At 45.7% G+C, this 24662-nt stretch carries 21 protein-coding genes; 7 read left to right on the plus strand and 14 right to left on the minus strand.

Features of this window, described 5'->3' with window-relative positions; all coding sequences use genetic code 11:
- Positions 1-9: 9 nt before the first annotated feature.
- Together ntdB and ntdA are read right to left on the minus strand one after the other, a co-directional pair.
- Positions 10-858, minus strand: a complete 849-nt coding sequence (ntdB, locus tag KXZ66_RS05685) for a kanosamine-6-phosphate phosphatase (RefSeq protein WP_122895183.1) — start codon at positions 856-858, stop codon at positions 10-12.
- The gene (gene ntdA / locus KXZ66_RS05690; protein WP_015715634.1) at positions 830-2155 is read right to left on the minus strand and encodes a 3-dehydro-glucose-6-phosphate--glutamate transaminase; all 1326 of its coding nucleotides are present in this window, start codon (positions 2153-2155) and stop codon (positions 830-832) included. The genes ntdB and ntdA overlap by 29 nt, the downstream gene beginning before the upstream one ends.
- A gap of 103 nt (positions 2156-2258) precedes the next feature.
- Here ntdA and ntdR point away from each other — a divergent pair, with 103 nt between their 5' ends.
- Positions 2259-3248 (plus strand): NTD biosynthesis operon transcriptional regulator NtdR, encoded by a 990-nt coding sequence (gene ntdR, locus KXZ66_RS05695; RefSeq protein WP_003245736.1) that lies wholly within the window; start codon positions 2259-2261, stop codon positions 3246-3248.
- Positions 3249-3461: 213 nt separating this feature from the next.
- On the opposite strand, the gene KXZ66_RS05700 is transcribed toward ntdR, so the two are convergent.
- Together KXZ66_RS05700 and KXZ66_RS05705 are read right to left on the minus strand one after the other, a co-directional pair.
- Complete coding sequence (locus tag KXZ66_RS05700; protein ID WP_015383286.1) at positions 3462-4616, minus strand: AbrB family transcriptional regulator; 1155 nt, start codon at positions 4614-4616, stop codon at positions 3462-3464.
- A gap of 106 nt (positions 4617-4722) precedes the next feature.
- Positions 4723-5928 carry an MDR family MFS transporter gene (locus KXZ66_RS05705; RefSeq protein WP_015715635.1) on the minus strand — a complete coding sequence of 402 codons (1206 nt, stop codon included), beginning with the start codon at positions 5926-5928 and terminating at the stop codon, positions 4723-4725.
- 113 nt (positions 5929-6041) lie between these two features.
- On the opposite strand from KXZ66_RS05705, the gene KXZ66_RS05710 reads away from it, so the two are divergent.
- Entirely contained in the window at positions 6042-7769 is a 1728-nt protein-coding gene (locus KXZ66_RS05710; protein ID WP_219144843.1) for an SgrR family transcriptional regulator, read from the plus strand.
- Positions 7770-7798: 29 nt separating this feature from the next.
- Here KXZ66_RS05710 and KXZ66_RS05715 read toward each other — a convergent pair whose 3' ends face one another.
- Both KXZ66_RS05715 and KXZ66_RS05720 read right to left on the minus strand, forming a co-directional pair.
- On the minus strand, positions 7799-8125 hold the full coding sequence (locus tag KXZ66_RS05715) for a four-helix bundle copper-binding protein (RefSeq protein ID WP_009966950.1): 327 nt from the start codon (positions 8123-8125) through the stop codon (positions 7799-7801).
- Between the two features lie 118 nt (positions 8126-8243).
- Positions 8244-8681, minus strand: a complete 438-nt coding sequence (locus KXZ66_RS05720; protein ID WP_015715637.1) for a ferritin family protein — start codon at positions 8679-8681, stop codon at positions 8244-8246.
- 183 nt (positions 8682-8864) lie between these two features.
- Here KXZ66_RS05720 and addB point away from each other — a divergent pair, with 183 nt between their 5' ends.
- The 5 genes from addB (at position 8865) to hlpB (ending at position 21002) form a co-directional block, all read left to right on the plus strand.
- Positions 8865-12365: a helicase-exonuclease AddAB subunit AddB gene (gene addB / locus KXZ66_RS05725; protein WP_219144844.1), complete on the plus strand. Its 3501-nt coding sequence runs from the start codon at positions 8865-8867 to the stop codon at positions 12363-12365.
- Positions 12352-16050: a helicase-exonuclease AddAB subunit AddA gene (gene addA, locus KXZ66_RS05730; RefSeq protein WP_049140696.1), complete on the plus strand. Its 3699-nt coding sequence runs from the start codon at positions 12352-12354 to the stop codon at positions 16048-16050. Before addB ends, addA begins: the two co-directional genes overlap by 14 nt.
- 71 nt (positions 16051-16121) lie before the next feature.
- Positions 16122-17297 (plus strand): exonuclease subunit SbcD, encoded by a 1176-nt coding sequence (sbcD, locus tag KXZ66_RS05735; RefSeq protein WP_014479390.1) that lies wholly within the window; start codon positions 16122-16124, stop codon positions 17295-17297.
- The gene (gene sbcC / locus KXZ66_RS05740) at positions 17294-20686 is read left to right on the plus strand and encodes an exonuclease subunit SbcC (RefSeq protein ID WP_219144845.1); all 3393 of its coding nucleotides are present in this window, start codon (positions 17294-17296) and stop codon (positions 20684-20686) included. The genes sbcD and sbcC overlap by 4 nt, the downstream gene beginning before the upstream one ends.
- A 13-nt stretch (positions 20687-20699) precedes the next feature.
- Positions 20700-21002: an HNH nuclease-like protein HlpB gene (gene hlpB / locus KXZ66_RS05745; RefSeq protein WP_015252406.1), complete on the plus strand. Its 303-nt coding sequence runs from the start codon at positions 20700-20702 to the stop codon at positions 21000-21002.
- A gap of 35 nt (positions 21003-21037) precedes the next feature.
- Here the strand turns inward: hlpB and KXZ66_RS05750 are convergent, their stop codons facing one another.
- From KXZ66_RS05750 to KXZ66_RS05785, 8 genes are all read right to left on the minus strand, one after another.
- Positions 21038-21256, minus strand: coding sequence for a spore germination protein (locus KXZ66_RS05750; protein ID WP_003233096.1), 219 nt, complete (start codon positions 21254-21256; stop codon positions 21038-21040).
- Between the two features lie 31 nt (positions 21257-21287).
- Positions 21288-21689, minus strand: coding sequence for a spore germination protein GerPE (locus tag KXZ66_RS05755; RefSeq protein WP_041851009.1), 402 nt, complete (start codon positions 21687-21689; stop codon positions 21288-21290).
- On the minus strand, positions 21689-21865 hold the full coding sequence (gene gerPD, locus KXZ66_RS05760; RefSeq protein ID WP_021479597.1) for a spore germination protein GerPD: 177 nt from the start codon (positions 21863-21865) through the stop codon (positions 21689-21691). Before gerPD ends, KXZ66_RS05755 begins: the two co-directional genes overlap by 1 nt.
- Complete coding sequence (locus tag KXZ66_RS05765) at positions 21862-22479, minus strand: spore germination protein GerPC (RefSeq protein WP_014476381.1); 618 nt, start codon at positions 22477-22479, stop codon at positions 21862-21864. Before KXZ66_RS05765 ends, gerPD begins: the two co-directional genes overlap by 4 nt.
- A 23-nt stretch (positions 22480-22502) precedes the next feature.
- Complete coding sequence (gerPB, locus tag KXZ66_RS05770; protein ID WP_003233090.1) at positions 22503-22736, minus strand: spore germination protein GerPB; 234 nt, start codon at positions 22734-22736, stop codon at positions 22503-22505.
- 14 nt (positions 22737-22750) lie between these two features.
- Complete coding sequence (locus KXZ66_RS05775; protein ID WP_003233088.1) at positions 22751-22972, minus strand: spore germination protein; 222 nt, start codon at positions 22970-22972, stop codon at positions 22751-22753.
- A 421-nt stretch (positions 22973-23393) separates the two neighbouring features.
- Positions 23394-23564, minus strand: a complete 171-nt coding sequence (gene yisI, locus KXZ66_RS05780; protein WP_003233086.1) for an aspartyl-phosphate phosphatase YisI — start codon at positions 23562-23564, stop codon at positions 23394-23396.
- A gap of 145 nt (positions 23565-23709) precedes the next feature.
- A complete protein-coding gene (locus tag KXZ66_RS05785; protein ID WP_038829180.1) occupies positions 23710-24633 on the minus strand; it encodes a CotH kinase family protein in 924 nt (307 codons plus the stop codon).
- Positions 24634-24662 lie beyond the last annotated feature (29 nt).

Genomic DNA, 24662 nt, shown 5'->3' on the forward strand with positions numbered 1-24662 from the left:
ATTTCCTCCTCATGATCCAATTAATTTTTTTAAGGTATTAGTAATTCCTTTTGAGTACTCACTATCAGTTATAAGGTGGTGCAAGTTTTTGGCTTCCTGTGTTGCATTTTTGAGCAGATATCCATTCCCTACTGTCTGTAGCATACGAACATCATTTCCACTATCCCCAAATGCGATAGCTCTTTCGGTATTTAGGTTGTATTTCTCTAACATAAACGTTACAATTTCATTCTTTCCTGTCCCTGTGGGGATAAAATCTACATCATAGCTGTCTTCTGGATCGCCTGCTAAGGGATTACACCGATTTATATTTACTGAAACGCCGTATTCCTCGCAGATTTTTTCAATTGCTAATAGGTTTTTCTTGTCGTTTATTTCATCTTGTTCCTGATAGTAGAAGTTATGCTTATACCGTGACTTTCCTAATTGAGTTTGAGGATTCAAAAGAATGTTATGTTTTTCATGTAGCTGTTTCACAAGTTTTTCAACCTTTTCTTTACTAAACCCTTCATTAATGCGACTGTTCCACTTGTTATCTTGCTGACCGAAGTTATGCTCTGAAAAGTACGTAATTTCAGTTCCAAGATCACTAGCTATAAAATGCGGAAAATATCTAAATTTTCCTCGTCCCATTTTATCGAGAATAGATTCTATACTGCTCCCAGTAACCCATCCGATTATTAGTTCCCCATCTTTACTTTTTTGTTCTAGGTAGTCTTCGAGTTCATAAATGTCTTGTTGCTTTTGTTCGTCGATTGTATGCGGAAAATACGTTTCATCAAAATCACAAAAAACAATATATTGAGGATGTTCAACCGTGGATAACGTTTTATACTCCGATTTCTTGCTTAATAACATGAAACAGTCCCTCCATTACTCTGTCTTGTTCTTCTAAAGTAAATGACGGATATAAAGGCAAATGCAGTACCTGACTATGAGCCTTTTCCGTATGAACCAATTGGAGTCCTGCATACTTGTCCTGTACTAAAGGAGTTTTTTGCATATGAGACAGTATTGGATAATATACATCTGTTTGAACACCAAAATCTTCATTTAATTTAGTCATGATATCTGCTCTATCTTCTGTTCTCACCTTAATAGGAAACAGATGCCATACATGATCTTCACTTAATTCTGGTAATTCAATAACGCCTTTATTCTGCAACTCTGCTAATTGGGTAATGTATCTATCCGCCAAGAACAGTCTTTTGAAGTTGTTTAATGAAAGGTACTTCATTCTCTCTAAACCAATTGCTGCCTGTAAATTGTCCATTTTTGAATTAAATCCAAAATTGATGACTTTCTTATTTTTTACATTTACTTCAAAACCATGATAACTAAATTGAATGCATTTTTTAGCGAGTTCTTCATTATCAGTTGCTATTGCCCCAGCCTTGCCACATACACCAAAATTCTTATAGGGATTAAAACTTAATGTAGTGATGTCTGCATACTTTCCTAAGTCTGTCAGTCCAATTCCTTGGCAGGCATCTTCAATTACTTTTAATTTATAACGATTTGCGATTTGACGGATATGCTGCATGTCTGAATGTTTTCCGTATAAATGCACAGGTAGAATAAACTTTGTATAAGAAGTTATTGCTTCTTCAATTTTGTCAGGATCGATGCAGAATGTTTGTGGGTTAATATCTACATAGATAGGAACGCCTCCCAAAGCTAACACAGCATTTTCAGTAGCTGAAAAGCTATTAGCCGGCATGATAACTTCATCCCCTGGGTTTAACCCTAAAGCCAATAAACCTATCATAATAGCATCGGTTCCACTGCTGGTTGCAATTACATACCTTTTATGTAAATATGTAGATAAAACTTTTTCGAATTGCTCTAAATAGGGACCACTCGTAAATTTTCCAGTTGGCAAAACTTCAGTTAATGTATTTAAGATATCTTCCACTTCATCATTGGTTATTAATCTGTCTACAGGCAAAAAAGGGACTTTACTGATTTCACGATTTTTTTGATAGTTGAAAAGATCATGTTCAATATCTATCTTTTCCTTTAATACTTGTTTCCACCGCTCGTTTACAATACTGTCTTCAATAACAAGTTCTTTTCCTTGTACGTCACCTTTTAAGTGTTTTAATAGTGACATGTTTTCTTTGCTTTTACCTGAAATCTTAACCTGTTTTTGCATGAACAGTACCTCCAATGATTTTATAATCTAAAAATTTATTACAAATTTATCCTAATTTCTGAAATCGGTAACATGTCAACAACTTTTTTAAGGAAGGGAAAATATGCCTACAATTGATGAAATAGCAAAATTATGCAATGTGTCTAAAACCACAGTGTCAAGAGTATTGAATAATCATCCGTATGTGTCGAAAGAAAAAAGAGATATGATCTTAAAGGCAATTAACGAACTTGACTACACTCCCAATTATTTAGCTCGGAATTTTAGGAGAAATAAGACACAAACGATAGCTTTATCGGTTCCGAGTATTGACCATCCATTTTTTGCTCAATTAATAAAAGGGGTCTCACATGAAGCACTGTTTAAGAATTACAAGGTAATTGTATTTCAGACCTTTTATGACAAACAGACAGAGCTAGAATTGTTAGAGTTATTGAAGCATAAAGAAGTGGATGGTATTATTCTTGGAACTTTAGAAAATGAATGGGATCAGATATCCCCTTTCTTAAAGTATGGTCCTATCTTATTATGTAATGAATATCATCACTCAGCGGACATCACGATAATTGGGTATGATGAATTTGAAGCCGCATACATGGGGGTAGTACATTTAATTGAAAGAGGGCATAAAAAAATTGGGTTTTGTTTTGATACTCCATATAGCGAAGCTCAATGTCAGAGGAAAGAGGGTTATTTGAAAGCTTTACAAGATTACAATTTACATCATAGAAGCGAATGGATATTCGGCGAAATGTTTAATATCGAGGATGGCTTTCGTGTTTTTCATAAGATAAAGGATCTAAAGGACAGACCCTCAGCAATATTTACAGGAAATGATCAAGTCGCCGCAGGGATTATTAAACAGGCGATGAAAAATGGCTTTAAAGTTCCAGAAGACTTAGCTGTAATTGGTTTTGACAACCAATTGATCTGCCAAGTCGTTACTCCGACCATAACAACAATTGATATTCCCGTAATAGAATTAGGCCAGCAGGCTGTGTTGAAAATCATCGAGTCCATTTCGGGTAATGCCTCTTTAAACAGAAGAATTATTAAACTGCCAACAAAGCTTATTATAAGAGAATCAACGTAACGATAGATTTCCCTTTATCATTTTATATCTTTATATAAGAAAAAGAGGTTATTCATTTTAACCTCTTTTTCAATCGTAAGTCGTCAATTATTTCTTTCATTTCACCCTCTGGCAGCACTCACTTCAAATCTGATCCATTAACAACGAAATATCCGCTTATATTTCCCCATCTCGATGGTTTGCGAATTAAAAGTTCTTGAACCCTTTTTTCAACTAGGCATTACTGCCGCTGATCGAGCTCTTTTTGTCTTTTTTTTCACCATGAAGATGGTGAAGCAGGCGATAAAACGGCGGCAGCAGGGCAATAACCAGAATGACGCGAATGACCTGAACCGCAACGACAAAGGTGGAATCAGCATGTAAGGTAACAGACGTCGTCGCCATCTCTGCAATCCCGCCGGGCGCAAATGCCAGAACAGAAGTGATGAGCGAAATTCCTGTCAGCTCGGAAACGATCACGGCGCTCAAAAACATTGCTGCGATTAAACCGACGGACGAGACAAACCCGACGATGATAATACGGGTGACGCCGGCAAACATGCTTTTATACATCTTAGAGCCGATCGTTGCCCCGAGAAATACTTGTGATACATGGTTAGCTTGTGACGGCCACCATGCCGTCATGTCGTGCCCTGTCACCGCAGCTCCGCCAACATGTACAATTGCTACACCGAGCATGCTGCCGAGCAGCCATGGAGCTGGAAATTTTAAAAATTTCGCAGCTTTGCAAGCTCCCCAGGCAGCGAGAATAAGAATGACGGTCCACAAAACGGGAGCGAGCCTAAAATCTGTCGTTGCAGAAGAAATCGTCTCTGCTGCGGCACTTGCGGTACGATCTTGTTTTGTATAGATCAGAATGACTAAAAACGGAATGGAAAGCACCACGAGCAGCACACGCATCATTTGAACGAGGCTGACTATTGCGGTATTGGCGCCTACTTCCTGTGCGATGCTCGGCATGGCGGAAAGCCCGCCGGGAGCGGTGCCGACAAAGCTAGTCATCATATCCGTTTTGCTGAAACGCCAAAGCACATATCCTGACAGCATGGCCAGCAGGATAGACAATATCAGCATAACGCCGACTGAAAACCAATGGTCTTTGAGAACAGAGAGAACGGATAAATTCAGCTTTTGGCCCAATTCAATGCCGAGGATCATCTGCCCGAGGGCGAGCCATCGCCGGTTAATTCCTTTTTGGTCTGGTGCCATCATCAGCCATGCCGGCCGTATCATGGCGAGGCAGCAGGCGACAATCAGTGTTCCGATCATCCATCCAATTGATATTCCGGTTAATGAAAGAATAAACCCCCCGGCTGCACTGATTGCGATAAACCATAGATCTTTGAGGAGATTTTCGTCTTTCTTCAATGTAAAACCCTTCTTCCTTTTTCACGTAACACTCCAATTGTTCACGTAGTGAATGTATTTATTACTATAGTATATTTTTGTTGATAAAGAAATTATGAATTATTTTCTATAAGCGATTCACTTTTCTTATGACCTTGTGTTCGAGCTTTTCTATTGTGTAAGTCAGAGATAAACCCGCTGCCAGCAGACACACGGCAAGAGCGTAAAAAATCACTTCTCCGCCAAATGATGTCAGGATCAGCCCGCCTGCCAGCGGTCCGATTGAGCGGGATATATCCCAATGCAGACCATAGACAGCATAAAACCGGCCCAGCAAATGAGGCGGCGCCAATTTCGCTATGAAGGTCTGGATGTGGGTTAGCCCGATGCTTTCGCCAACCGTCATCACCGCTGCCGTCACTAAAAGCATTGTCAGGGAGGTTGAGCATGCAAAACCGGCAGCCGCAAGGGAGTAGCAAATATAAGTAATGAAAAGGATTGTTTTCATTGAAAGCTTTTCGGTCCCTTTGACAAGAGGAACTTGGAGAACAAAGCTGAATAAAGCTTTTGCCGCCGAGTAGATCGTCAGTATTGACAGATAATCAGAAAACATGTTTTTGCTGAAGAGCCTGTATGTTGTTTCTGTTTGTGCATATAACATGCTTATGGGGAGAGAAAGCAGCAAAAGAAGCAGGACAGGCCTGTATATCATAAAGCTCGCAGATATTTTCGGGGTAACAGCTGGGTGTAGCGGCTTTGTCTCAGGCAGTTTCAGTGCAGCGATCAGAAAGTAGATAAACAATGCCGCAGCATCTAATGCGAATATCCACACGGGGTTATGATTGTAAAGAAGCATCCCCACTAGCGGCCCTGCCGTCAGACCCGCCGAATAGATCGCATTGATGACCGCAAACACTTCCGAACGTCTGCTTTCCGGCGTGCTTTCAGCGATTTGGGCGCGGGAAGCGGGAATGTACAACGATCTTCCGATGCCATTCATGACATAGAGAATAGCGAAAACATACGCATGCTCAGCAAATACAAACCCTGTCATTGCCGCTGATTGAAGAAGCAATGCGGTCAAAATCGCTGTGCGCCGCCCAATCCGGTCCGCCGCCTTTCCTGCAGCGAGCGTCAGGAAAATATCAGCAAATGGCTGAAGGCTGATGATCAGCATTGGCATCATGATACTGCCGTTTAATTGTTCATGCAGATACAGCACCATAAAAGGTCCCATCATTGCACCTGTCAGGCTTGTCAGCAATTCGCCGAAAAAGCGGAGCCGAACGGGAGCGGTATATCTCGATTTTATAGAGTGAAAACTGGTCAACATGTGATCGCCGCCTTTCGCTGTTTGATATAGTAGTAGTGTATAGAAGGGGCGGCGGCCCAAAAAGTGAAGAAAAGAAGAGATAAAAGTTCCCCTTTTGTCGGGAGGTGCGGGGATTGAAGCTGATAGAGCACTACGTGGCGCTTGTAAAAACAGGCTGCGCCGAGTATGGACAAATGAACGAAATGACACTCACTGAGATTGCCGACTGTTTATTTTGTACAGAAAGAAATGCAAAGCTCATTTTACATAAGCTGGAGAACAGCAATTGGATTATCCGGAAAAGCGGGGCGGGGCGCGGCCGCAAATCTAAAATCGCGTTTCTTCGGAGGCCTGAGGAACTGCTTCTTCAAACTGCAAAGGAATATACCATGTCAGGAAAGCTTAAAAAGGCAAAGAAGCTGCTTCAGCAGTATCAGTCCGCATTTCCGGGGCTTCAAAACGAATATAACATGTGGCTTTCAGAGGTGTTCGGATTTGTGACGGAGACGGGCGAGAATGGGGCGAAGGATGTTCTGCGGCTGTTCATCGCGCCTGAATCTGTCAGCAGTTTGGATCCATGCCACATATTTTTGCGGTCTGAGGGCCATTTCGTCAAACAGATATTTGATACACTCTTGACGTTTGATTCGGATATACAGGAGCCGAAGCCTCATTTGGTTCATGGATGGGAAGAGGTCGGAAAAAAACAATGGAGATTTTTTCTTCGAAAAGGTGTGACATTTCATAATGGACAGCCGCTGACATCGCGGGACGTTGCGTTTACGTTTCAGCGCTTTTTGGAACTGGGTGACAACCCGTATAAATGGCTTCTGCACGGAGTGAAACAAGTCTTAGAAAAGGGCCCTTATTGTGTGGCGCTCATACTCGATAGGCCGAATGCGCTTTTGCCGTATGCTCTTTGTGATGAACGGCTGTCCATACTGCCGGCAGAACAGGGCGGCGGGAAAAATGGAACAGGGCCTTTTCAGGTGAATCAGCTTCACAGCGGGATGCTTGTGCTTGAAGCCAATGAGCGCTACTTCAAGGGACGCCCCTATTTGGATCGCGTTGAGTTTGTGTTTTCTGAGCAAGCCGGAGAGATGAACGGTTTTACCATTCAAGAAAAACAAACATGTCCTGAGCAGCAAACTGTTTTTGATGAGCGGCATGTTCAGTATTTGTCGCTCAATCTGAAAAAGAAGGGGCCTCTTCAGCACCAAAGCTTTAGAAAAGCGCTCCGGCTGCTGATTTCCTCTGAACGGCTCGTTCGTGAAGCGGGAGGGCACCGAAGAATCCCGGTTACGTCCTTTTTGCATCCGAGTCCTTTTGAGTGGGAGGGCGTTTCGCCATCTGAATTGTTGAAGAAAAGCGGTTACGAGGGCGAAACAATCGTGCTTTATACCTTTTCGGAAACGGATCATCGTGAGGACGCCGAATGGATTCAAAATATTTGCGCCCAGCACGGTATCAGGCTTACACTTCAATTCTGTGATGCTGCTGATCTGCGACGGCCGGAAACCGTGCAGATGGCGGATATCATTCATGACAGTGCGACGTTTTATCAAGACAGCGAGTTTGGTTTTCTGCATTTGCTGCTGTCGGAGAACAGTTTCTTGTATCAGCATCTATCTAAAAAGCTGACACAGATTTGCTCAGGAATGACAGAGCGGATGTTTTCCATGCCTGACCGGTGTTCGAGAATCAACATCCTGCGTGACATTGACCGGCAGATGATACAGGAGCTGAACGCGATCCCGCTGTATCAAAATGTGCTCCAGGTGACATCAAGTAAAAATGTAAAAGGCCTGGTGCTTGATGAAGAGGGATGGATTGATTTGTACTCCGTATGGCTGTCCAAATAAAAAGAGGGTTCTTTTTTGAACCCTCTTTTTTACGCTGCCATGCTGCGGCATTGTTCAGCACAGGTGAAGCAGGCTTTCGCACATGCTTGGCAATGATCATGATCGTGCTTTCCGCATTCAGTGCCGCATGCTTCACAAATATCGGCGCAAAGTGCACAAATTTCTTTCATAAACGGGCTGTCCGTTTGCATGGCTTTGACCGCCAGCGCGCAAATATCCGCGCATTCCCTGTCAAGCCGGATGCATCCGCTGAGATGATGCTGCACGCTTTCTTCCAAGCATTTAGTGAAACAATGATTGCAAGCTTTCATGCAATCGATGCAAGCCTCAATACAAGCTTCAGAATATTGCTCCATGGTTGATTCCCCCTGTATACGCAGTATATGGTTTTATGTTTCCCGGCTGCATTTGAAAAAAACAGGGGAGTGTGTTTTTAGCTAAGGGGATATGTACATATACCCTGAACGGGTATATCTAACGTTCCACCAGATAGTATAGGAACCAGACAGCGTGATTTTGTTCATCACGTGCTGCGCGCGTAAAGACGCCTTTCGCTTTTAGGTTTGACGTTTCCTCGGCCGCACGCAAGTAAAAGTCGACGGTTTCTTGTTCATCTTTAAAAGCGGCGTCCAGTCCTCTTGTGAAATTGTCCGGGCATTCTTCCGTTTGTTTCGGCATGATGTGTTTGCCGGTAATTGAACCATACAGTGTGGAAAATTCACGGAGGTGGCGAATCTCGTCACGCCTGATTTCTTCAATCTGTTTTCTGACCTCATCGCTGTGGGCGAGTTCGGCAAGCTTGCGGTAGCATTGAATGGCACTGAATTCTCCGTTGATGGCCTTCTGCAAATTCCGAATCAAAACAGGATCTTCCCTGTATGGCACCGGATAGGGATAGTAGCTGTAATGCAAGGGGATTCAACTCCATTCTTAGGAATTGGGCTTCTGTAAAAGTATATGTTGGGCAGGGAGAGATGTGCGGAGATAATCAGCTTTTTATATGTGAAAAGGCCGTTTTTACCAATAGATCAGATTGGTCATTTTCGTCAACATTCGATAAAATATATAGAGATAAAAAGAGAGGGGTCTTCTAATTTGGGAGCAGAGTTTTTAGTAGGCAGGTCCGGGAGTGGAAAAACGAAGCTGATCATCGACAGCATTCAGGATGAATTGCGCCGGGCTCCATTCGGGAAGCCGATCATTTTTCTAGTCCCGGATCAAATGACGTTTTTAATGGAATACGAGCTTGCTAAAACGCCAGATATGGGCGGGATGATACGCGCTCAAGTATTCAGTTTTTCACGATTGGCCTGGCGCATCCTCCAGCATACGGGAGGAATGAGCAGGCCGTTTCTGACGAGCACCGGCGTACAAATGCTCCTGCGGAAGCTCATTGAGGAGCATAAACAGGAGTTCAAAGTCTATCAAAAAGCGAGTGACAAAAGCGGGTTTACCGCACAGGTTGAGCGGATGCTGACAGAGTTTAAGCGCTATTGTCTGGAACCGGAGGATATCCGCCGGATGGCGGAAAGCGGAACGGCTTCCGAGTATCGCGGAGAACGTGTTTTATCTGAAAAGCTCCATGACTTATCAATTCTGTATCAGCAAATGGAAAAAAGCCTCGCAGATCAATATCTTCACTCTGAGGATTATTTGACATTGCTGGCAGAGCATATCCCGCTTGCGGAAGATATAAAAGGCGCCTATATCTATGTGGATGGCTTTTATCAGTTTACCCCGCAGGAATTCAGGGTGTTGGAGCAGCTTATGGTTCATGCGGAGCATATCACGTTTTCGCTCACAGCGGACAAGCCGTCATATGAGCGGGAGCCGCATGAACTGGAATTGTTCAGAATGACGGGGAAAACCTATTACCGCCTGCATCAGAAGGCGAAGGAACTGAATTTGGACATTACGTATAAAGAGCTGAGCGGGACTGAGCGGCATACAAAGACGCCGGAATTGGCGCATCTAGAGGCACAGTATGAAGCGCGTCCGGCCATTCCATACGCAGAAAAACAAGAAGCCCTTACTGTGATGCAGGCCGCAAACAGACGAGCTGAGCTGGAAGGCATTGCCCGGGAAATTCACGCCCTAGTCAGAGAGAAGGGATATCGCTATAAGGATGTAGCCATTCTTGCGCGCCAGCCGGAAGACTACAAGGATATGGTGAAGGAAGTTTTCGCAGATTACGAGATTCCTTATTTCATTGACGGAAAAGCATCTATGCTGAACCATCCGTTAATTGAATTTATCCGGTCAAGCCTTGATGTTCTGAAAGGGAATTGGCGTTATGAAGCGGTGTTTCGCTGCGTGAAAACCGAACTGCTATTCCCGCTCAATGAACCGAAGGCCAAAGTGAGAGAACAGGTCGATCAGCTCGAAAATTACTGTATCGCCTATGGTATTAAAGGCGACCGCTGGACAAAGGGCGATCGTTTCCAATACAGGCGTTTTGTGTCATTGGATGATGATTTTGCGCAGACTGATCAGGAAATAGAAATGGAAAACATGTTGAATGACACCCGCGATTGGATTGTTCCGCCGCTTTTTCAGCTTCAAATACGCATGAAAAAAGCGAAGACGGTTCAAGAGAAGGCGGAGGCGCTCTATCGTTATTTAGAAGAGACGGATGTGCCGCTGAAGCTGGATCAGGAAAGGCAGCGTGCTGAGGATGACGGCAGAATCATTGAAGCGCAGCAGCATCAGCAGGCGTGGGACGCAGTCATTCAGCTGCTTGAGGAGTTTGTTGAAATGATGGGAGATGATGAGATTTCTCTTGATTTGTTTCAGCAAATGATAGAAGCCGGCGCGGAGTCGCTTACATTTTCTCTAATTCCGCCTGCGCTTGACCAGGTGTTTGTCGGCAATATGGATTTGTCCAGAATGTATGGCATCTCCTGCACCTTTGTGCTCGGGGCAAACGACGGCGTTCTGCCGGCACGCCCTGATGAAAACGGAGTCCTGTCGGATGATGACCGGGAATGGCTGAAAACGATTGGGGTTGAGCTATCCTCAGGCGGACGGGAGCGTTTGCTTGATGAGCATTTCCTCATCTACATGGCATTTTCAAGTCCGTCTGACCGGCTTTACGTATCGTATCCGATTGCTGATGCGGAAGGAAAAACGCTTTTGCCGTCGATGATCGTTAAGCGGCTGGAAGAACTGTTTCCGCATCATAAGGAGCGCCTGTTAACAAATGAACCTGAACAGGTCAGCGATGAGGAACAGCTGATGTATGTCGTGAATAAAAGCGTGGCACAGTCCTTTACCGCGAGCCAGCTCAGGTTATGGACACGGGAATACGACATCAGCGACGTCTGGTGGAGCACGTACAATGTGCTGATGAGTGAGCCGGACAGGCTGCAGTCGAAAAAGCTGTTCTCAAGCCTGTTTTTCCGGAATGAAGTGAAGCAGCTTGAACGCAGCGTGTCGAGACAGCTCTATGGTGAACGCATTCAGGGCAGTGTATCGAGAATGGAAACCTTTAACGCATGCCCGTTTTCCCATTTTGCGTCACACGGGCTGCATTTGAAGGAACGGCAATTCTTCAAGCTTGAAGCACCGGATATCGGCCAGCTGTTTCATTCCAGCTTAAAGCTGATTTCTGACAGGCTGCGTGAGCAAAAGCTGGATTGGCGCGATTTAACGAAGGAGCAGTGCGAGCTGTTTTCCTATGATGCGGTAGAACGGCTGGCACCGAAACTGCAAAAGGAAATTCTGCTCAGCTCAAACCGGCATTATTATGTGAAGGAAAAACTGCAAAAAATTGTGACACGTGTGTCCGGCATTTTAAGCGAGCATGCGAAAGCGAGCGGATTCGTACCGATCGGGCTTGAACTGGGCTTTGGAGGAAAAGGGCCGCTTCCGCCGCTGACCTTTCAACTGAAAAACGGCTGTACGATGGAACTCGTCGGGCGAATTGACCGTGTTGATAAGGCTGAAAGCTCAAAAGGCCTGCTCCTCAGGATTGTCGATTATAAATCAAGCGACAAAGGCCTTGACTTAGCGGAAGTATATTACGGATTGGCACTGCAAATGCTGACGTACCTTGATTTATCGATTACACATTCAGCTGACTGGCTCGGGATGAGGGCGACGCCTGCCGGAGTGCTGTATTTCCATATTCATGACCCGATGATTCAATCTAATCTCCCGCTTGGGCTTGACGAGATTGAACAGGAGATCTTTAAGAAATTTAAAATGAAGGGCTTGCTCCTCGGTGATCAGGAAGTGGTTCGCCTCATGGATACAACCCTTCAAGAGGGACGGTCAAATATCATAAACGCCGGCTTGAAAAAAGACGGATCTCTTAGATCAGACTCGGCAGCAGTCGGTGAAAAGGAATTTGATCTTTTGACAAAGCATGTGCGCCGCACCTTCCAGGAAGCTGGCGAACAAATCACCGACGGGCGCGTATCCATTGAGCCGTACAAAATGAAGAACAAGACGCCGTGCACATACTGTGCGTTCAAATCAGTATGCCAATTTGATGAATCACTGGAAGAAAACGAGTATCGCCCATTAAAGGCTGAAAAGGACAAGACAATACTTGAGTGGATAAAAAAGGAGGCGGATGGCAATGAACATTCCTAAACCGGCAGACAGCACATGGACAGATGACCAATGGAATGCCATTGTTTCAACCGGCCAGGATATTCTTGTGGCAGCGGCTGCGGGCTCTGGTAAAACCGCTGTGCTCGTTGAACGAATGATTCGGAAAATCACCGCGGAGGAAAACCCAATAGATGTAGACCGTCTTCTCGTTGTGACATTTACAAACGCCTCAGCGGCAGAGATGAAGCACCGAATCGCAGAAGCCTTGGAAAAAGAGCTTGTACAGCGCCCCGGCTCGCTGCATATCAGACGCCAGCTGTCTCTTTTAAACCGGGCCAGCATTTCGACGCTTCATTCCTTTTGCCTGCAAGTGCTGAAGAAATATTACTACTTGATCGATCTTGATCCGGGCTTTAGGATAGCTGATCAGACGGAAGGCGAGCTGCTCGGTGATGAAGTGCTTGACGAGCTGTTTGAAGACGAATATGCAAAGGGTGAAAAGGCATTTTTTGAGCTTGTTGACCGCTATACGACAGACCGGCACGATCTGGATCTGCAATTTCTCGTTAAACAGGTGTACGAGTATTCCCGATCCCATCCCAACCCCGAGGCGTGGCTGGAAAGCTTTGTTCATTTGTATGATGTATCAGAAAAGAGCGCCATCGAGGAGCTGCCGTTTTATCAATATGTCAAAGAAGATATTGCAATGGTGCTTAACGGGGCGAAGGAAAAGCTCTTGCGCGCGCTTGAGCTGACGAAAGCGCCGGGCGGCCCGGCGCCGCGTGCTGACAATTTTCTTGATGATCTTGCGCAGATTGATGAACTGATTCAGCATCAGGACGATTTCAGTGAACTATATAAGCGGGTGCCCGCCGTCTCTTTTAAGCGTGCCAAAGCAGTAAAAGGGGATGAGTTCGATCCAGCGCTCCTTGATGAGGCGACAGATTTGAGAAACGGTGCAAAAAAACTGCTTGAAAAGCTCAAAAACGACTACTTCACGCGAAGTCCTGAACAGCACTTGAAAAGCCTAGCCGAGATGAAGCCTGTCATTGAAACGCTCGTACAGCTTGTCATCAGCTATGGAAAACGATTCGAAGCTGCGAAACAGGAAAAATCAATCATCGATTTTTCTGATTTGGAGCATTACTGTTTAGCGATTTTGACAGCTGAGAATGACAAAGGTGAACGTGAGCCGAGCGAGGCTGCGAGGTTTTATCAGGAACAGTTTCATGAGGTGCTCGTTGACGAATATCAGGATACCAACCTCGTGCAGGAATCGATTCTGCAGCTCGTCACAAGCGGTCCGGAGGAGACTGGTAACCTGTTTATGGTAGGAGATGTCAAACAGTCGATTTATCGATTCAGGCTTGCGGAGCCGCTTCTTTTCCTCTCTAAATACAAACGGTTTACAGAGAGCGGAGAAGGCACGGGGCGGAAAATCGATTTAAATAAAAATTTCCGAAGCCGGGCTGATATTTTAGACAGCACAAACTTTTTATTTAAACAGCTGATGGGCGGCAAAATCGGTGAGGTCGATTATGACGAGCAGGCTGAGCTGAAACTTGGTGCAGCGTATCCGGACAATGACGAGACGGAAACAGAGCTGCTGCTGATCGACAACGCAGAAGATACGGATGCAAGCGAGGAAGCAGAAGAGCTTGAAACGGTGCAGTTTGAGGCAAAAGCCATCGCTAAGGAAATTCGCAAGCTGATTTCATCGCCATTTAAGGTGTATGACGGAAAAAAGAAAACACATCGCAATATTCAGTACCGAGATATCGTGATTTTGCTCCGTTCGATGCCGTGGGCTCCGCAAATCATGGAGGAGCTGAGAGCACAGGGCATACCGGTTTACGCCAATTTAACGTCAGGCTATTTTGAAGCGGTCGAAGTCGCCGTCGCGCTTTCTGTGCTGAAGGTGATTGATAATCCGTATCAGGATATACCGCTTGCCTCTGTGCTGCGCTCACCGATTGTCGGAGCAGATGAAAACGAGCTGTCTTTGATCCGGCTTGAAAATAAAAAAGCGCCGTACTATGAGGCGATGAAAGACTACCTGGCTGCTGGTGACCGGAACGATGAGCTTTATCAAAAGCTAAATACGTTTTACGGACATCTGCAAAAATGGCGCGCGTTTTCGAAAAACCACTCAGTATCTGAGCTGATTTGGGAAGTGTACCGCGACACCAAATATATGGATTATGTCGGCGGCATGCCGGGCGGAAAACAGCGCCAGGCCAATTTGCGTGTTCTTTATGACAGGGCGCGTCAATATGAATCAACGGCATTTCGCGGCTTGTTCCGTTTCCTGCGGTTTATCGAACGCATGCAGGAGCGGGGCGATGATCTTGGTACGGCGAGAGCGCTCAGCGAGCAGGAGGATGTTGTCCGCTTAATGACGATCCACAGCAGCAAAGGGCTCGAATTTCCAGTCGTGTTTGCAGCAGGTCTCGGCCGGAATTTCAACATGATGGATTTAAATAAATCGTACCTGCTGGATAAGGAGCTCGGATTTGGCACGAAGTATATTCATCCGCAATTACGCATCAGCTATCCGACACTTCCGCTCATTGCGATGAAGAAAAAAATGCGCAGGGAGCTGCTGTCAGAGGAATTGCGTGTGCTCTATGTTGCATTAACGAGAGCGAAGGAAAAGCTGTTTCTGATTGGCTCATGTAAGGATCATCAGAAACAGCTTGCAAAATGGCAGGCATCCGCGTCCCAAACTGATTGGCTTCTGCCGGAATTTGACCGCTATCAGGCGAAAACGTATCTAGATTTCATCGGCCCGGCTCTTGCCAGGCACAGAGACTTGGGGGATTTGGCTGGTGTGCCAGCACACGCTGACATCTCAGATCACCCGGCTCGTTTTGCCGTTCAAATGATCCATTCCTATGATTTGCTTGATGATGATCTGGAAGAAAGAATGGAAGAAAAAAGCGAGCGCCTAGAAGCAATCCGCCGAGGTGAACCAGTTCCCGGCTCGTTTGCGTTTGATGAAAAAGCCCGCGAGCAGCTGAGCTGGACATACCCGCATCACGAGGTGACGCAAATTCGGACAAAGCAATCGGTTTCTGAGATCAAAAGAAAAAGAGAGTACGAGGATGAATACAGCGGCAGGGCCCCTGTAAAACCGGCTGATGGAAGCATTCTGTACAGACGTCCCGCTTTTATGATGAAAAAAGGCCTGACAGCGGCAGAGAAAGGGACTGCCATGCATACGGTTATGCAGCATATCCCGCTGTCACATGTGCCGTCGATAGAAGAAGCTGAGCAGACGGTTCACAGGCTTTATGAAAAAGAGCTTCTCACTGAAGAACAAAAAGACGCTATTGATATAGAAGAAATCGTGCAATTTTTCCATACGGAAATCGGCGGACAGCTGATCGGTGCTAAGTGGAAGGACCGGGAAATACCATTCAGCTTAGCGCTTCCGGCCAAGGAGATCTATCCTGATGCACAGGAGGCAGATGAGCCGCTTTTAGTGCAGGGTATCATTGACTGTCTCTATGAAACTGAGGACGGATTATATCTATTGGATTATAAGTCGGACCGGATTGAGGGCAAATTCCAGCATGGATTTGAAGGAGCGGCCCCGATCTTGAAGAAACGATATGAAACGCAAATTCAGCTGTACACGAAGGCAGTGGAGCAAATTGCAAAAACAAAGGTAAAGGGATGTGCGCTTTATTTCTTTGACGGAGGGCACATTCTGACATTATAGCGAGATCCAAAAGCTCCGGAATTTCAGGCGGAGCGGGTCTCGTTTTCTATATAAAAGAGAGGTGAAAGCATTTGCGGATTTTACATACGGCTGACTGGCATCTTGGAAAAACGCTTGAAGGAAGAAGCAGGCTGAGTGAACAGGCCGATGTGCTGGATGAAATAAATACGATTGTAAAGGATGAGCAGATCGATGCCATTGTAATGGCGGGGGATGCATTTGACACCGTAAACCCGCCAGCTTTAGCCGAGCAGCTGTTTTATGAAAGCCTGTCTGCGCTTAGCGACAGAGGAAAGCGCCCGATCGTAGTCATTGCCGGAAACCACGATAATCCTGACCGTTTGTCCGCCGCTTCACCGCTGACACATGAAAACGGCATTCATTTAATCGGTTATCCGACAACAGAGCCGATTCATATTGAAGTGCCTTCAGCAGGAGAGCTTTTGGCGGTTGGAGCGCTGGCGTACCCATCTGAAGCGCGGTTAAATGAAGTGCTATCCGATACGTTTGATGAAAAGCTGCTCCGTGATCACTATGATGTGAAAATCAGGCAGGCGTTTGAGCATATGACAAGCCGGTTCCGGAACGATGCAGTGAAGATTGCCGCCAGCCATATTTATGTGGCAGGCGGAAACCAAACCGATTCAGAGCGGCCGATTGAAGTCGGCGGTGCATACACGGTGGCTGCTGAAAGCCTGCCGGCAGATGCCGCTTACGTTGCGCTCGGCCATTTGCATCGCCCGCAAACGATCAAGCGGGCGCGGACGCTTGCGCGTTATTCAGGATCTCCGCTCGCCTACAGCTTTTCTGAAGCGGGCTACGCTAAATCAGTGACGATTGTGGACGCAAAGCCTGGGGAAGAGGCCACTTGGCAAGAGGTGTTATTATCAAGCGGCAAGCCACTTGTGAAGTGGAAAGCGGCAAATGGATTGAGTGAGGTGTACAGCTGGCTGGATGAAGACAGAGATCAGAATGCTTGGATTGACCTGGAAATCCGTGTCGCGGACCAGCTGTCACTTGAAGAGATTCACAGGCTGCGGAAGGCGCACCCGGGCTTTATCCATATCAGGCCGGTTTTTGAAGAACGGAACAAAGACCGGGAACGGATCGAGGTTAAACATGTCTCAATCGAGGACCGCTTTAAGAAATTTTATGAAAAACAAACTGGCGGTGCGGTGCCGGATGAAGAAATGGTGAAGCTGTTTTTAGAGCTTGCATCAGGCGTTGAAGAGGAGGATGCGAAATGAAGCCGATCGCCTTAAGCATTAAGGGGCTCCACAGCTTTAGAGAGGAGCAGACGATAGATTTTGAAGGCCTTTCCGGTGCTGGTGTTTTCGGCATTTTCGGCCCGACAGGAAGCGGTAAATCCTCTATTCTCGACGCAATGACGCTTGCTTTATACGGAAAGGTGGAACGGGCGGCGAATAATACGCACGGTATCTTAAACCAGGCGGAAGATACGCTGTCTGTTTCCTTTACCTTTGCGCTTCAGACGAATCACCAAATCTCATACAAAGTCGAGCGTGTGTTTAAGAGAACGGATGAAATGAAGGTAAAAACGGCACTTTGCCGCTTCATCGAAATCAAGGACGAGCATACGGTGCTGGCTGATAAAGCCAGCGAAGTGAATAAAAGAGTTGAGGAGCTCTTAGGGCTGACGATCGACGATTTTACGAGAGCGGTGGTGCTGCCCCAAGGGAAATTTGCTGAATTTCTGTCTTTAAAAGGGGCAGAGCGCAGGCATATGCTTCAGCGTTTATTTAATTTGGAGCAATATGGAGACAGGCTTGTGAAAAAGCTGAGACGGCAGGCGCAGGAAGCCAATGCGAGAAAAAATGAAATGCTTGCTGAACAGTCCGGTCTCGGTGAGGCGAGCTCAGAGGCAGTTGAGCAGGCTGAAAAGGCTCTCGAACAAGCTGAAGCCCGGCTGGAAGCGATGAGGAAGAACCGTGATCAGGCGAAGGAGCGGTTTACAGAGCATCAGGAGATATGGAATGTCCAAAAGGAAAAATCCGCTTATGAAGAAGAGGAAAAACGTCTCGCAGAAGAACAGCCGCATATAGACAGCATGCAAAAACGCCTGCTGGAAGCAGAAACAGCAGCAGCTCTTAAGCCCTATGCGGACCGGTACGCAGAAGCGATCCAGCATGAGGAACAAGCTGAAAAGGAACAAACGCTAGCCCAAAAGGATTTAGCAGACCGGACAGCTTTCTTTCAGCAAAAACATGAAGAGTATGAAGCGTGGCGCCAGCATAAAAGCGAGAAAGAGCCTGAGCTTTTAACTGAGCAGGAACAGCTTTCACGCTTGCAGGAAATCGAAATCAAACTGAGTGAGGCCAAGCAAGAGAAAGAGCGCAAAAAGACTGAACTCCAGCAGAAAGAAGAGGCTCTTCAATCTGTCATGAATGAATTGGAGACGGTAACAGACCGCCTGACGCGGGGACAAAACAGACAGACAGAATTGAAACAGCAGCTCAAATCCCTGCAGGTAACATCCAATGAGCGAAAAAGCTGCCATCAGGCCGCAGAAATGGTATTGCGCATCAGACAAACCGAGGAGCAAATCAAAAAAGAGAAAAAACGAAGTGAAGAATTGAACCTCGTGCTGCAGAAGATGAATGAAGAGAAGAATACACTCGTTCAAAAGACGGAAGCGGAAGAAAACAACATCATTCAGGCATATGAGGCAGTTCAAACTGTGTATCATTTGGTGTGCGAAACGGAACGCTCATTAACACGTATGACGGAAGAGGCTAGAAAGAGTCAACACACGCTTCACTTACAGCGTGAAAAAGCAAGGGTGGCACTGCTGACAAAAGAGTTAGCCCAAAAGCTGACTGCCGGAAAGCCTTGCCCGGTATGCGGTTCAACCGATCATGATCCATCTGCCTCAGTACATGAAACGTATGAAGCCGACAGCCATCTTGAAGAGGACATCAAACGGACAGATGTGTTATTGACGGAAGCTGCAGTTCTCAGCCAGGAGATTCTTTCAGCCAAAATTACGCTTGAAGAACAGTCCGCGCGCTTTATTGAACAGTGTCCGTTTTTGCAGACAATTCAAGCACAGAACCTTGAAGCGGCAGCTTCCTTTGAACATCATCCGGTGTATGAAGCATTTGAAACTGCCAAATTTGAATGGAAACGAATCAAGCAGGACATTCTTTCTGTTAAGACACGAATGGCACAAATGATCGGCGCCTATCAGGAATCTTTAAAAAAGGCCGAGCAGCTTAATGAAAAAATCGGTTTTGAAAAAAGAGAAGCTGACCGTATTGAAAGCATCATCAGCGAGCTTCAATCCTCAATGGACAGCAGTCTGAACATGTTTAAAGAAGCATTTCAGAATCAATCTGTGGACGAAGCAGAAAAATGGCAGAAATCCATTGAAGAAAAGGACCGGGCTGCAGAAGAATGTGAAAAACGAATTGAGAAGAGTATCGCGTTTCTTGCTGAGCATGAAGCACAAAAGGAAAAACTGCGGGAATTGGGACACCGGCTTGAGCGGGAAAAGCTGGAGCTTCATTATGCGGCTGAACGCATCAAGAGCGTGATAGCTGATTATGAGCACGAACTCGGAGATTATGCAAAAGGAGATTCGATTCAAATCAAACTCCGCTCTATCCAGCAGGATCTAAAGCTGTTAAAGGAAAAAGAACAATCTTTATATGAAGAACTGCAAAGCGCCCAAATGAAGCTCAACCAGGCGAAAAGCCGCGCTTCGGCAAGCGAGCTCACTCTTCAAGAGGCGAAGGGCAGATTGGAAAAAGCAAAAGCTGCTTGGCTTGAGCATACAAAAAACACCTCCATTACCCGGACTGAGGAGGTTGAACAAAGTCTCATCCCAGCCGATGAACTTGAAAAGATGAAAACCGGCATAGACCAGTTTATGGATAAACTGAAGCAAAATGCTGCAAACTTAAAACGAGTAGCAGAGATACTTGCCGGCAGAGCATTATCAGAGAGCGAATGGAACGAAACCGTTGCAGCATTACAAGAAGCTGAGGACGCATTTGGCGCTGCTATAGAGGAAAAAGGCGCGGCCGCAAAAGCACTGGCTGTCATTCGCGACCATCATAAACGGTTTAATGAAATTGAAGCTGAACTGAAAAAATGGCAGACGCATATCGACAGGCTGGATAAGCTGCAAGCTGTGTTTAAAGGCAATACCTTCGTCGAATTTTTAGCTGAGGAGCAGCTTGAAAGCGTTGCGAGGGACGCCTCAGCAAGACTCAGTATGCTGACAAGACAGCGCTATGCCATCGAAGTAGATTCAGAAGGCGGCTTCGTGATGCGGGATGACGCGAATGGAGGCGTAAGACGCCCGGTTTCCAGTTTGTCTGGAGGAGAGACCTTCCTCACCTCGCTTTCACTTGCTCTTGCGCTGTCTGCGCAGATCCAGCTTCGCGGGGAATACCCGCTTCAGTTCTTTTTCTTAGACGAAGGCTTCGGCACACTGGATCAAGATCTGCTTGATACGGTTGTAACGGCCTTGGAAAAACTTCAGTCAGACAATCTGGCTGTCGGTGTCATCAGCCATGTGCAGGAACTGCGTGCACGGCTTCCGAAAAAGCTGATTGTCCATCCGGCTGAACCGAGCGGCCGCGGTACGCGGGTATCACTTGAGTTGATGTAAGGGAGGAGCGGATATGGCAAAGCAGACTGCCGGAATATGTGAGCTGTGCGGCCGGAGCAATGTCCAGCTGACAGAGCATCATCTCACACCGAAAGAGGAAGGCGGAACGTTTTTGCCGACAGCGATGCTCTGTATTCCTTGTCATAAACAGATTCATGCCTTATATACCAATCAAGAGCTCGCTGTACGTTTAAACGGAATGGCTGAACTCAGAAGCGATCCAGAGCTTGCCCGGTTTGTCAAATGGATCAGAAAACAGCCGCCTGAGAAGCTGATCAAAACTAAGAAATCAAATGAACGAAAAAAGAAAAAATGACTAAAAGCAGCCCTCTCTTTGCAGAGCGGCTGCTTTTATCCGTTTCCAACCATATCCTGATCGTTGACATCGGGGTCTATATAATTTGTCGCGTTGACTGCATTATTTAATAGAAGGAAATCTCCCGTGTTTCCTGCTCCCGAACCGAGCGCAGATTTTGAAGAGCTTTTCGGAGAAAGGTAAAAGGAATCACCAAAGTTTACGACTCCGCCCGATATGGAATTGATAGCTATAGGCCCGACAATTGCTGGCATAAACGACACCCTTTATCGAAGTCTCTGTTTATTATATGTTCTTGGCGGGCGATTGTGAGCGCGGAGACTGAATCTGTCTGATATGTTTGATTCTCGCATCACCGCGGATAAGCGAAGCTGAACCAGCATGTAAAACAGAAGAGGCGGACACCCCTTGAATTTTGATGCTGCGAACATAAATAGCCGGCACCTCGTGGCAAAATGCGCTTTGTACACCTGTTTCGCGAATCGGCTTCACTGCCTGCTGCTGAAAGATTTGGTACTCCTTTTTGTTAAATGAGCCTTCATTATTGTAAAACGTGGACAGAGAACGCTGAACAGCAAATACTTTTACACTCATATCGATTTCATTTGTGTCGCCAACTTGAAACACACTTGCGATCCCGAGGGAATTACACTTAACTAGTCTGATGCGTGATATGCGTTTAAGCATTATTCTGGCGTAATCGGAGCAAACGGCCCGATAATAAGAGATTCAGGCGGTGTATCAAAAATAGAAGACAGGTAGATGGATTCAGTGTCTCCGATGTGGAAAACGGAGGAACTGGACACACCGTTCATCCGGATGTCCCCGACTTCCAAGCTGCGGTTGATGACTGTAAAGATCATGCTTGCTCATCTCCTTTCATTTCTGATGGAATATGCTCCAGAAAGTGTTCTACAGCGCGGATGACATCACGCTTCACATGCTCAGCGATATGTTCTGCATATTGTGCAGGCGGTGTATTTTCTTCTTTTTTGATATGGGACATATAATAGTGAATCCGGCTGTCCATTTGTTTTCTGATGTCTTCAATAACATGATGTCTGTTTGTATCGTCAAGTCTGCTGTCATATTGGTTTTCAAGCTGTTCCAAAATATCTGGGATTTCTTCGGTTAAGTACATGTCGACATTCTGGCGGATCTGCTGCATGAGCTGAGCGCTCTCTTCCTGCTGCATCATCCCGATTTGCGGTGTCGACTGGCTGACTTCAAAGTTTTGGACGCTGTTCGGGTCAGTCGGATTTAAGCCGATATTCAAAGTCCCGTCGAGCCTTTCAATTTTCAGCTGATCAAATTTATACTCCACACGCTCAATGGTAGTGGCCGGCCGCTGTTTCATCGTATTCATTTCAGTTTGAATCTCTTTCAGCTGACGTTCGAGCTGCTGAATGTGAATCGCCTGCTGCTGAACGAAGGAATTCAAGTTTTGCAGGTAAGAGGAAACAGATTGATCATACATGTTCTTTCACCTCTTTCATATGATTAACGGCCAGGAGGCTGGAGCGGGACCAATGAACCTGTGTCGGGCTCCTGCAGCTGGAGCGGTTGCCCTGAGCCAGAAACTTCTGGTGCCGGTTCTACATAACTCCCTGTATTATACAAATTTGACAGAGACTTGATTGATCCGGCGCTCCCGATTTGCAGAATGGAGGAGTTGCTGATTGATTCCAGCCGGAGATAGTTGATTTGAATGGTTTGATTAATATAGAAGTTCATGAGCCTCACTCCTTTTACGCATTGGCCACGATCGGCTGATCAACCGCATCATTGTCATACACATTCGTCGCGTTTTGATAATTCATCACCTTGAGGCTGTCGCCGGTATTAAAGCTGCCAGCACCGGCAAACGTTCTGACCTGAGCCTGAGGAGAAATCGTAATGCAGTCCCCGATGTGAACGACTCCGCTCGTACCAATCGCATTAATTTTAAACGCTCCGACAATGGCCGGCATACGAGCACATCCTTTGTTGAAAAATTGAAAAAAGACAGGTAAAGTGAAATGACAATTCTGATTTCAATTGGGCTATTCACGATAGCTTATGACAAACGCACATATGTGTGAGAGAAATTTAAAGGGGATATATCGGCTTTTGATGAAAGCGTTTTATTTTTTGGGCCGTTATGTTTAAACATGGCAAAAGAGGATGTTGGGTATAAATTGAGCGGAAATGCGGCGAAGGATGCCGCTATCCGCCTATGGTGATTTTTGTTTATTTCTTTGGTGTTTTTGCGTGTAGAATGCTTTTTGGAGTATGTCGTGCTGCGGTATTCGATTTTTGGGCGGGCACATTCTCGCCCTGAGGTATATCTCAGAAGTGCTGAGCAAAAATCGGAGTTACATGTGGTGTATTCTAATTGTTATAGAAAATGATTTACATACGGGAGTTTTCAAGATATCTCCCAAAAATCATTTCTTCTTTAATCCGGGTATTCAGCAGGATATCCAGCTCTTGGCTGCATTGAATTGTTTCTTTTGAATTCATGCCGTATTTTTGTGCGGTTTCAATTAGTGTGATCCTCATTTCTTCAATTTTACTGTTCATTACGCTATCTCCAATTCTAGATTTTATTTTGATATAAATACAGGATATCGTTAGTATAACCTATTTTGGCTCAAAAGGTTGCCTTTCGTCAATTTGACTAAAAAAGCGACAATTTTTGCTGCGGTCTTTTTTAATGGAGAAAGGACTAAAGTCTTGCTAAGTGTGCTTGCAAAAAGTCCTGCCGTTCCTCAATTTCTCTAAGTATGTTGGTCTGCTCCTTTTCGATCTGAAAGGGGCTTTTTTTGATAAAAGGATCATCAGCAGCACTTTGACAAATGTCAAGGTGCCATTCGTTGATGAGAGGAGATAATCGTTCAATAGTAAACGACCGCTTCAGCACGTTTTTCATTAAGGTGTGATATTGCGACCTGAAGGCGGGAATGGATAGAAGCCTTGACGAAAGCGTCTTTCCTTTTGTCAGAAGCGGGTCTTCTTCATACCATTCTTGTACGGCAAGCGATCTTGTCTCCATCGGGGAAACGTAAAGCCGACCGGATTCGTTTAAACAAAATGTGCAGTAAAAGCCTTGATTGGTGCAGGCGTTGCCGATCAGCCACAAAAAAAACAGCTTGACATCCAGATACAATTTAATCCTTTCAGCCAATTCGTCATCTCCGGCTGTGCGGATCAGTATGAAAAATTCATGTAAGAATGCCGAGGAATCATTGTTAAAAAGGGACAATGGAACCCTTGGATCGGCCGTCTTCACTCCGTAACTCCTTTTACCGGCTGGTTGATGGTTCTTGATGTTCAAATAAATGCCTTCAGGCTGGCCATTGATGGTCAGAAAGCTGTACGAGGCAACGGGAGCAGGTACGCCGATCTGGTCAAAAAAACAATAGGCGAGTCTGCGCCGCATCAGGGACGGATCATCCTGTTCTGCATTCAAAAAAAGTGTCCTTTCACCAAGCAGAGACTTTTCCCAGCTGATTTCATAGGATGCCTTTTCCGCTCTGTCACGCTGTGTGAGAAGAATGGGAGAAACAGATCGATCTGTTACGAAAAGCCCCTTGGCAGTACCTTTCCTTTTCAGCTGCTCCCGATGAAAAAATAAATGCACGCGCTCCATATTCTTTCCTCCTTCTCAAAACGACATTT

It is taken from the genome of Bacillus sp. LJBS17 (assembly GCF_019334685.1).
Classification (GTDB): domain Bacteria; phylum Bacillota; class Bacilli; order Bacillales; family Bacillaceae; genus Bacillus; species Bacillus subtilis.

Bases quoted from the DNA above. Each gene is read 5' to 3' on its own strand.
- ntdB (WP_122895183.1), bottom strand. From the start codon at position 858: ATGTTATTAAGCAAGAAATCGGAGTATAAAACGTTATCCACGGTTGAA.
- ntdA (WP_015715634.1), bottom strand. From the start codon at position 2,155: ATGCAAAAACAGGTTAAGATTTCAGGTAAAAGCAAAGAAAACATGTCA.
- KXZ66_RS05705 (WP_015715635.1), bottom strand. From the start codon at position 5,928: ATGTTGACCAGTTTTCACTCTATAAAATCGAGATATACCGCTCCCGTT.
- sbcC (WP_219144845.1), top strand. From the start codon at position 17,294: ATGAAGCCGATCGCCTTAAGCATTAAGGGGCTCCACAGCTTTAGAGAG.
- KXZ66_RS05785 (WP_038829180.1), bottom strand. From the start codon at position 24,633: ATGGAGCGCGTGCATTTATTTTTTCATCGGGAGCAGCTGAAAAGGAAA.
- KXZ66_RS05750 (WP_003233096.1), bottom strand. From the start codon at position 21,256: ATGCCAGCAATTGTCGGGCCTATAGCTATCAATTCCATATCGGGCGGA.
- addA (WP_049140696.1), top strand. From the start codon at position 12,352: ATGAACATTCCTAAACCGGCAGACAGCACATGGACAGATGACCAATGG.
- gerPD (WP_021479597.1), bottom strand. From the start codon at position 21,865: ATGATCTTTACAGTCATCAACCGCAGCTTGGAAGTCGGGGACATCCGG.
- gerPB (WP_003233090.1), bottom strand. From the start codon at position 22,736: ATGAACTTCTATATTAATCAAACCATTCAAATCAACTATCTCCGGCTG.
- ntdR (WP_003245736.1), top strand. From the start codon at position 2,259: ATGCCTACAATTGATGAAATAGCAAAATTATGCAATGTGTCTAAAACC.
- yisI (WP_003233086.1), bottom strand. From the start codon at position 23,564: ATGAACAGTAAAATTGAAGAAATGAGGATCACACTAATTGAAACCGCA.
- KXZ66_RS05765 (WP_014476381.1), bottom strand. From the start codon at position 22,479: ATGTATGATCAATCTGTTTCCTCTTACCTGCAAAACTTGAATTCCTTC.
- hlpB (WP_015252406.1), top strand. From the start codon at position 20,700: ATGGCAAAGCAGACTGCCGGAATATGTGAGCTGTGCGGCCGGAGCAAT.
- KXZ66_RS05775 (WP_003233088.1), bottom strand. From the start codon at position 22,972: ATGCCGGCCATTGTCGGAGCGTTTAAAATTAATGCGATTGGTACGAGC.
- KXZ66_RS05715 (WP_009966950.1), bottom strand. From the start codon at position 8,125: ATGGAGCAATATTCTGAAGCTTGTATTGAGGCTTGCATCGATTGCATG.
- KXZ66_RS05755 (WP_041851009.1), bottom strand. From the start codon at position 21,689: ATGCTTAAACGCATATCACGCATCAGACTAGTTAAGTGTAATTCCCTC.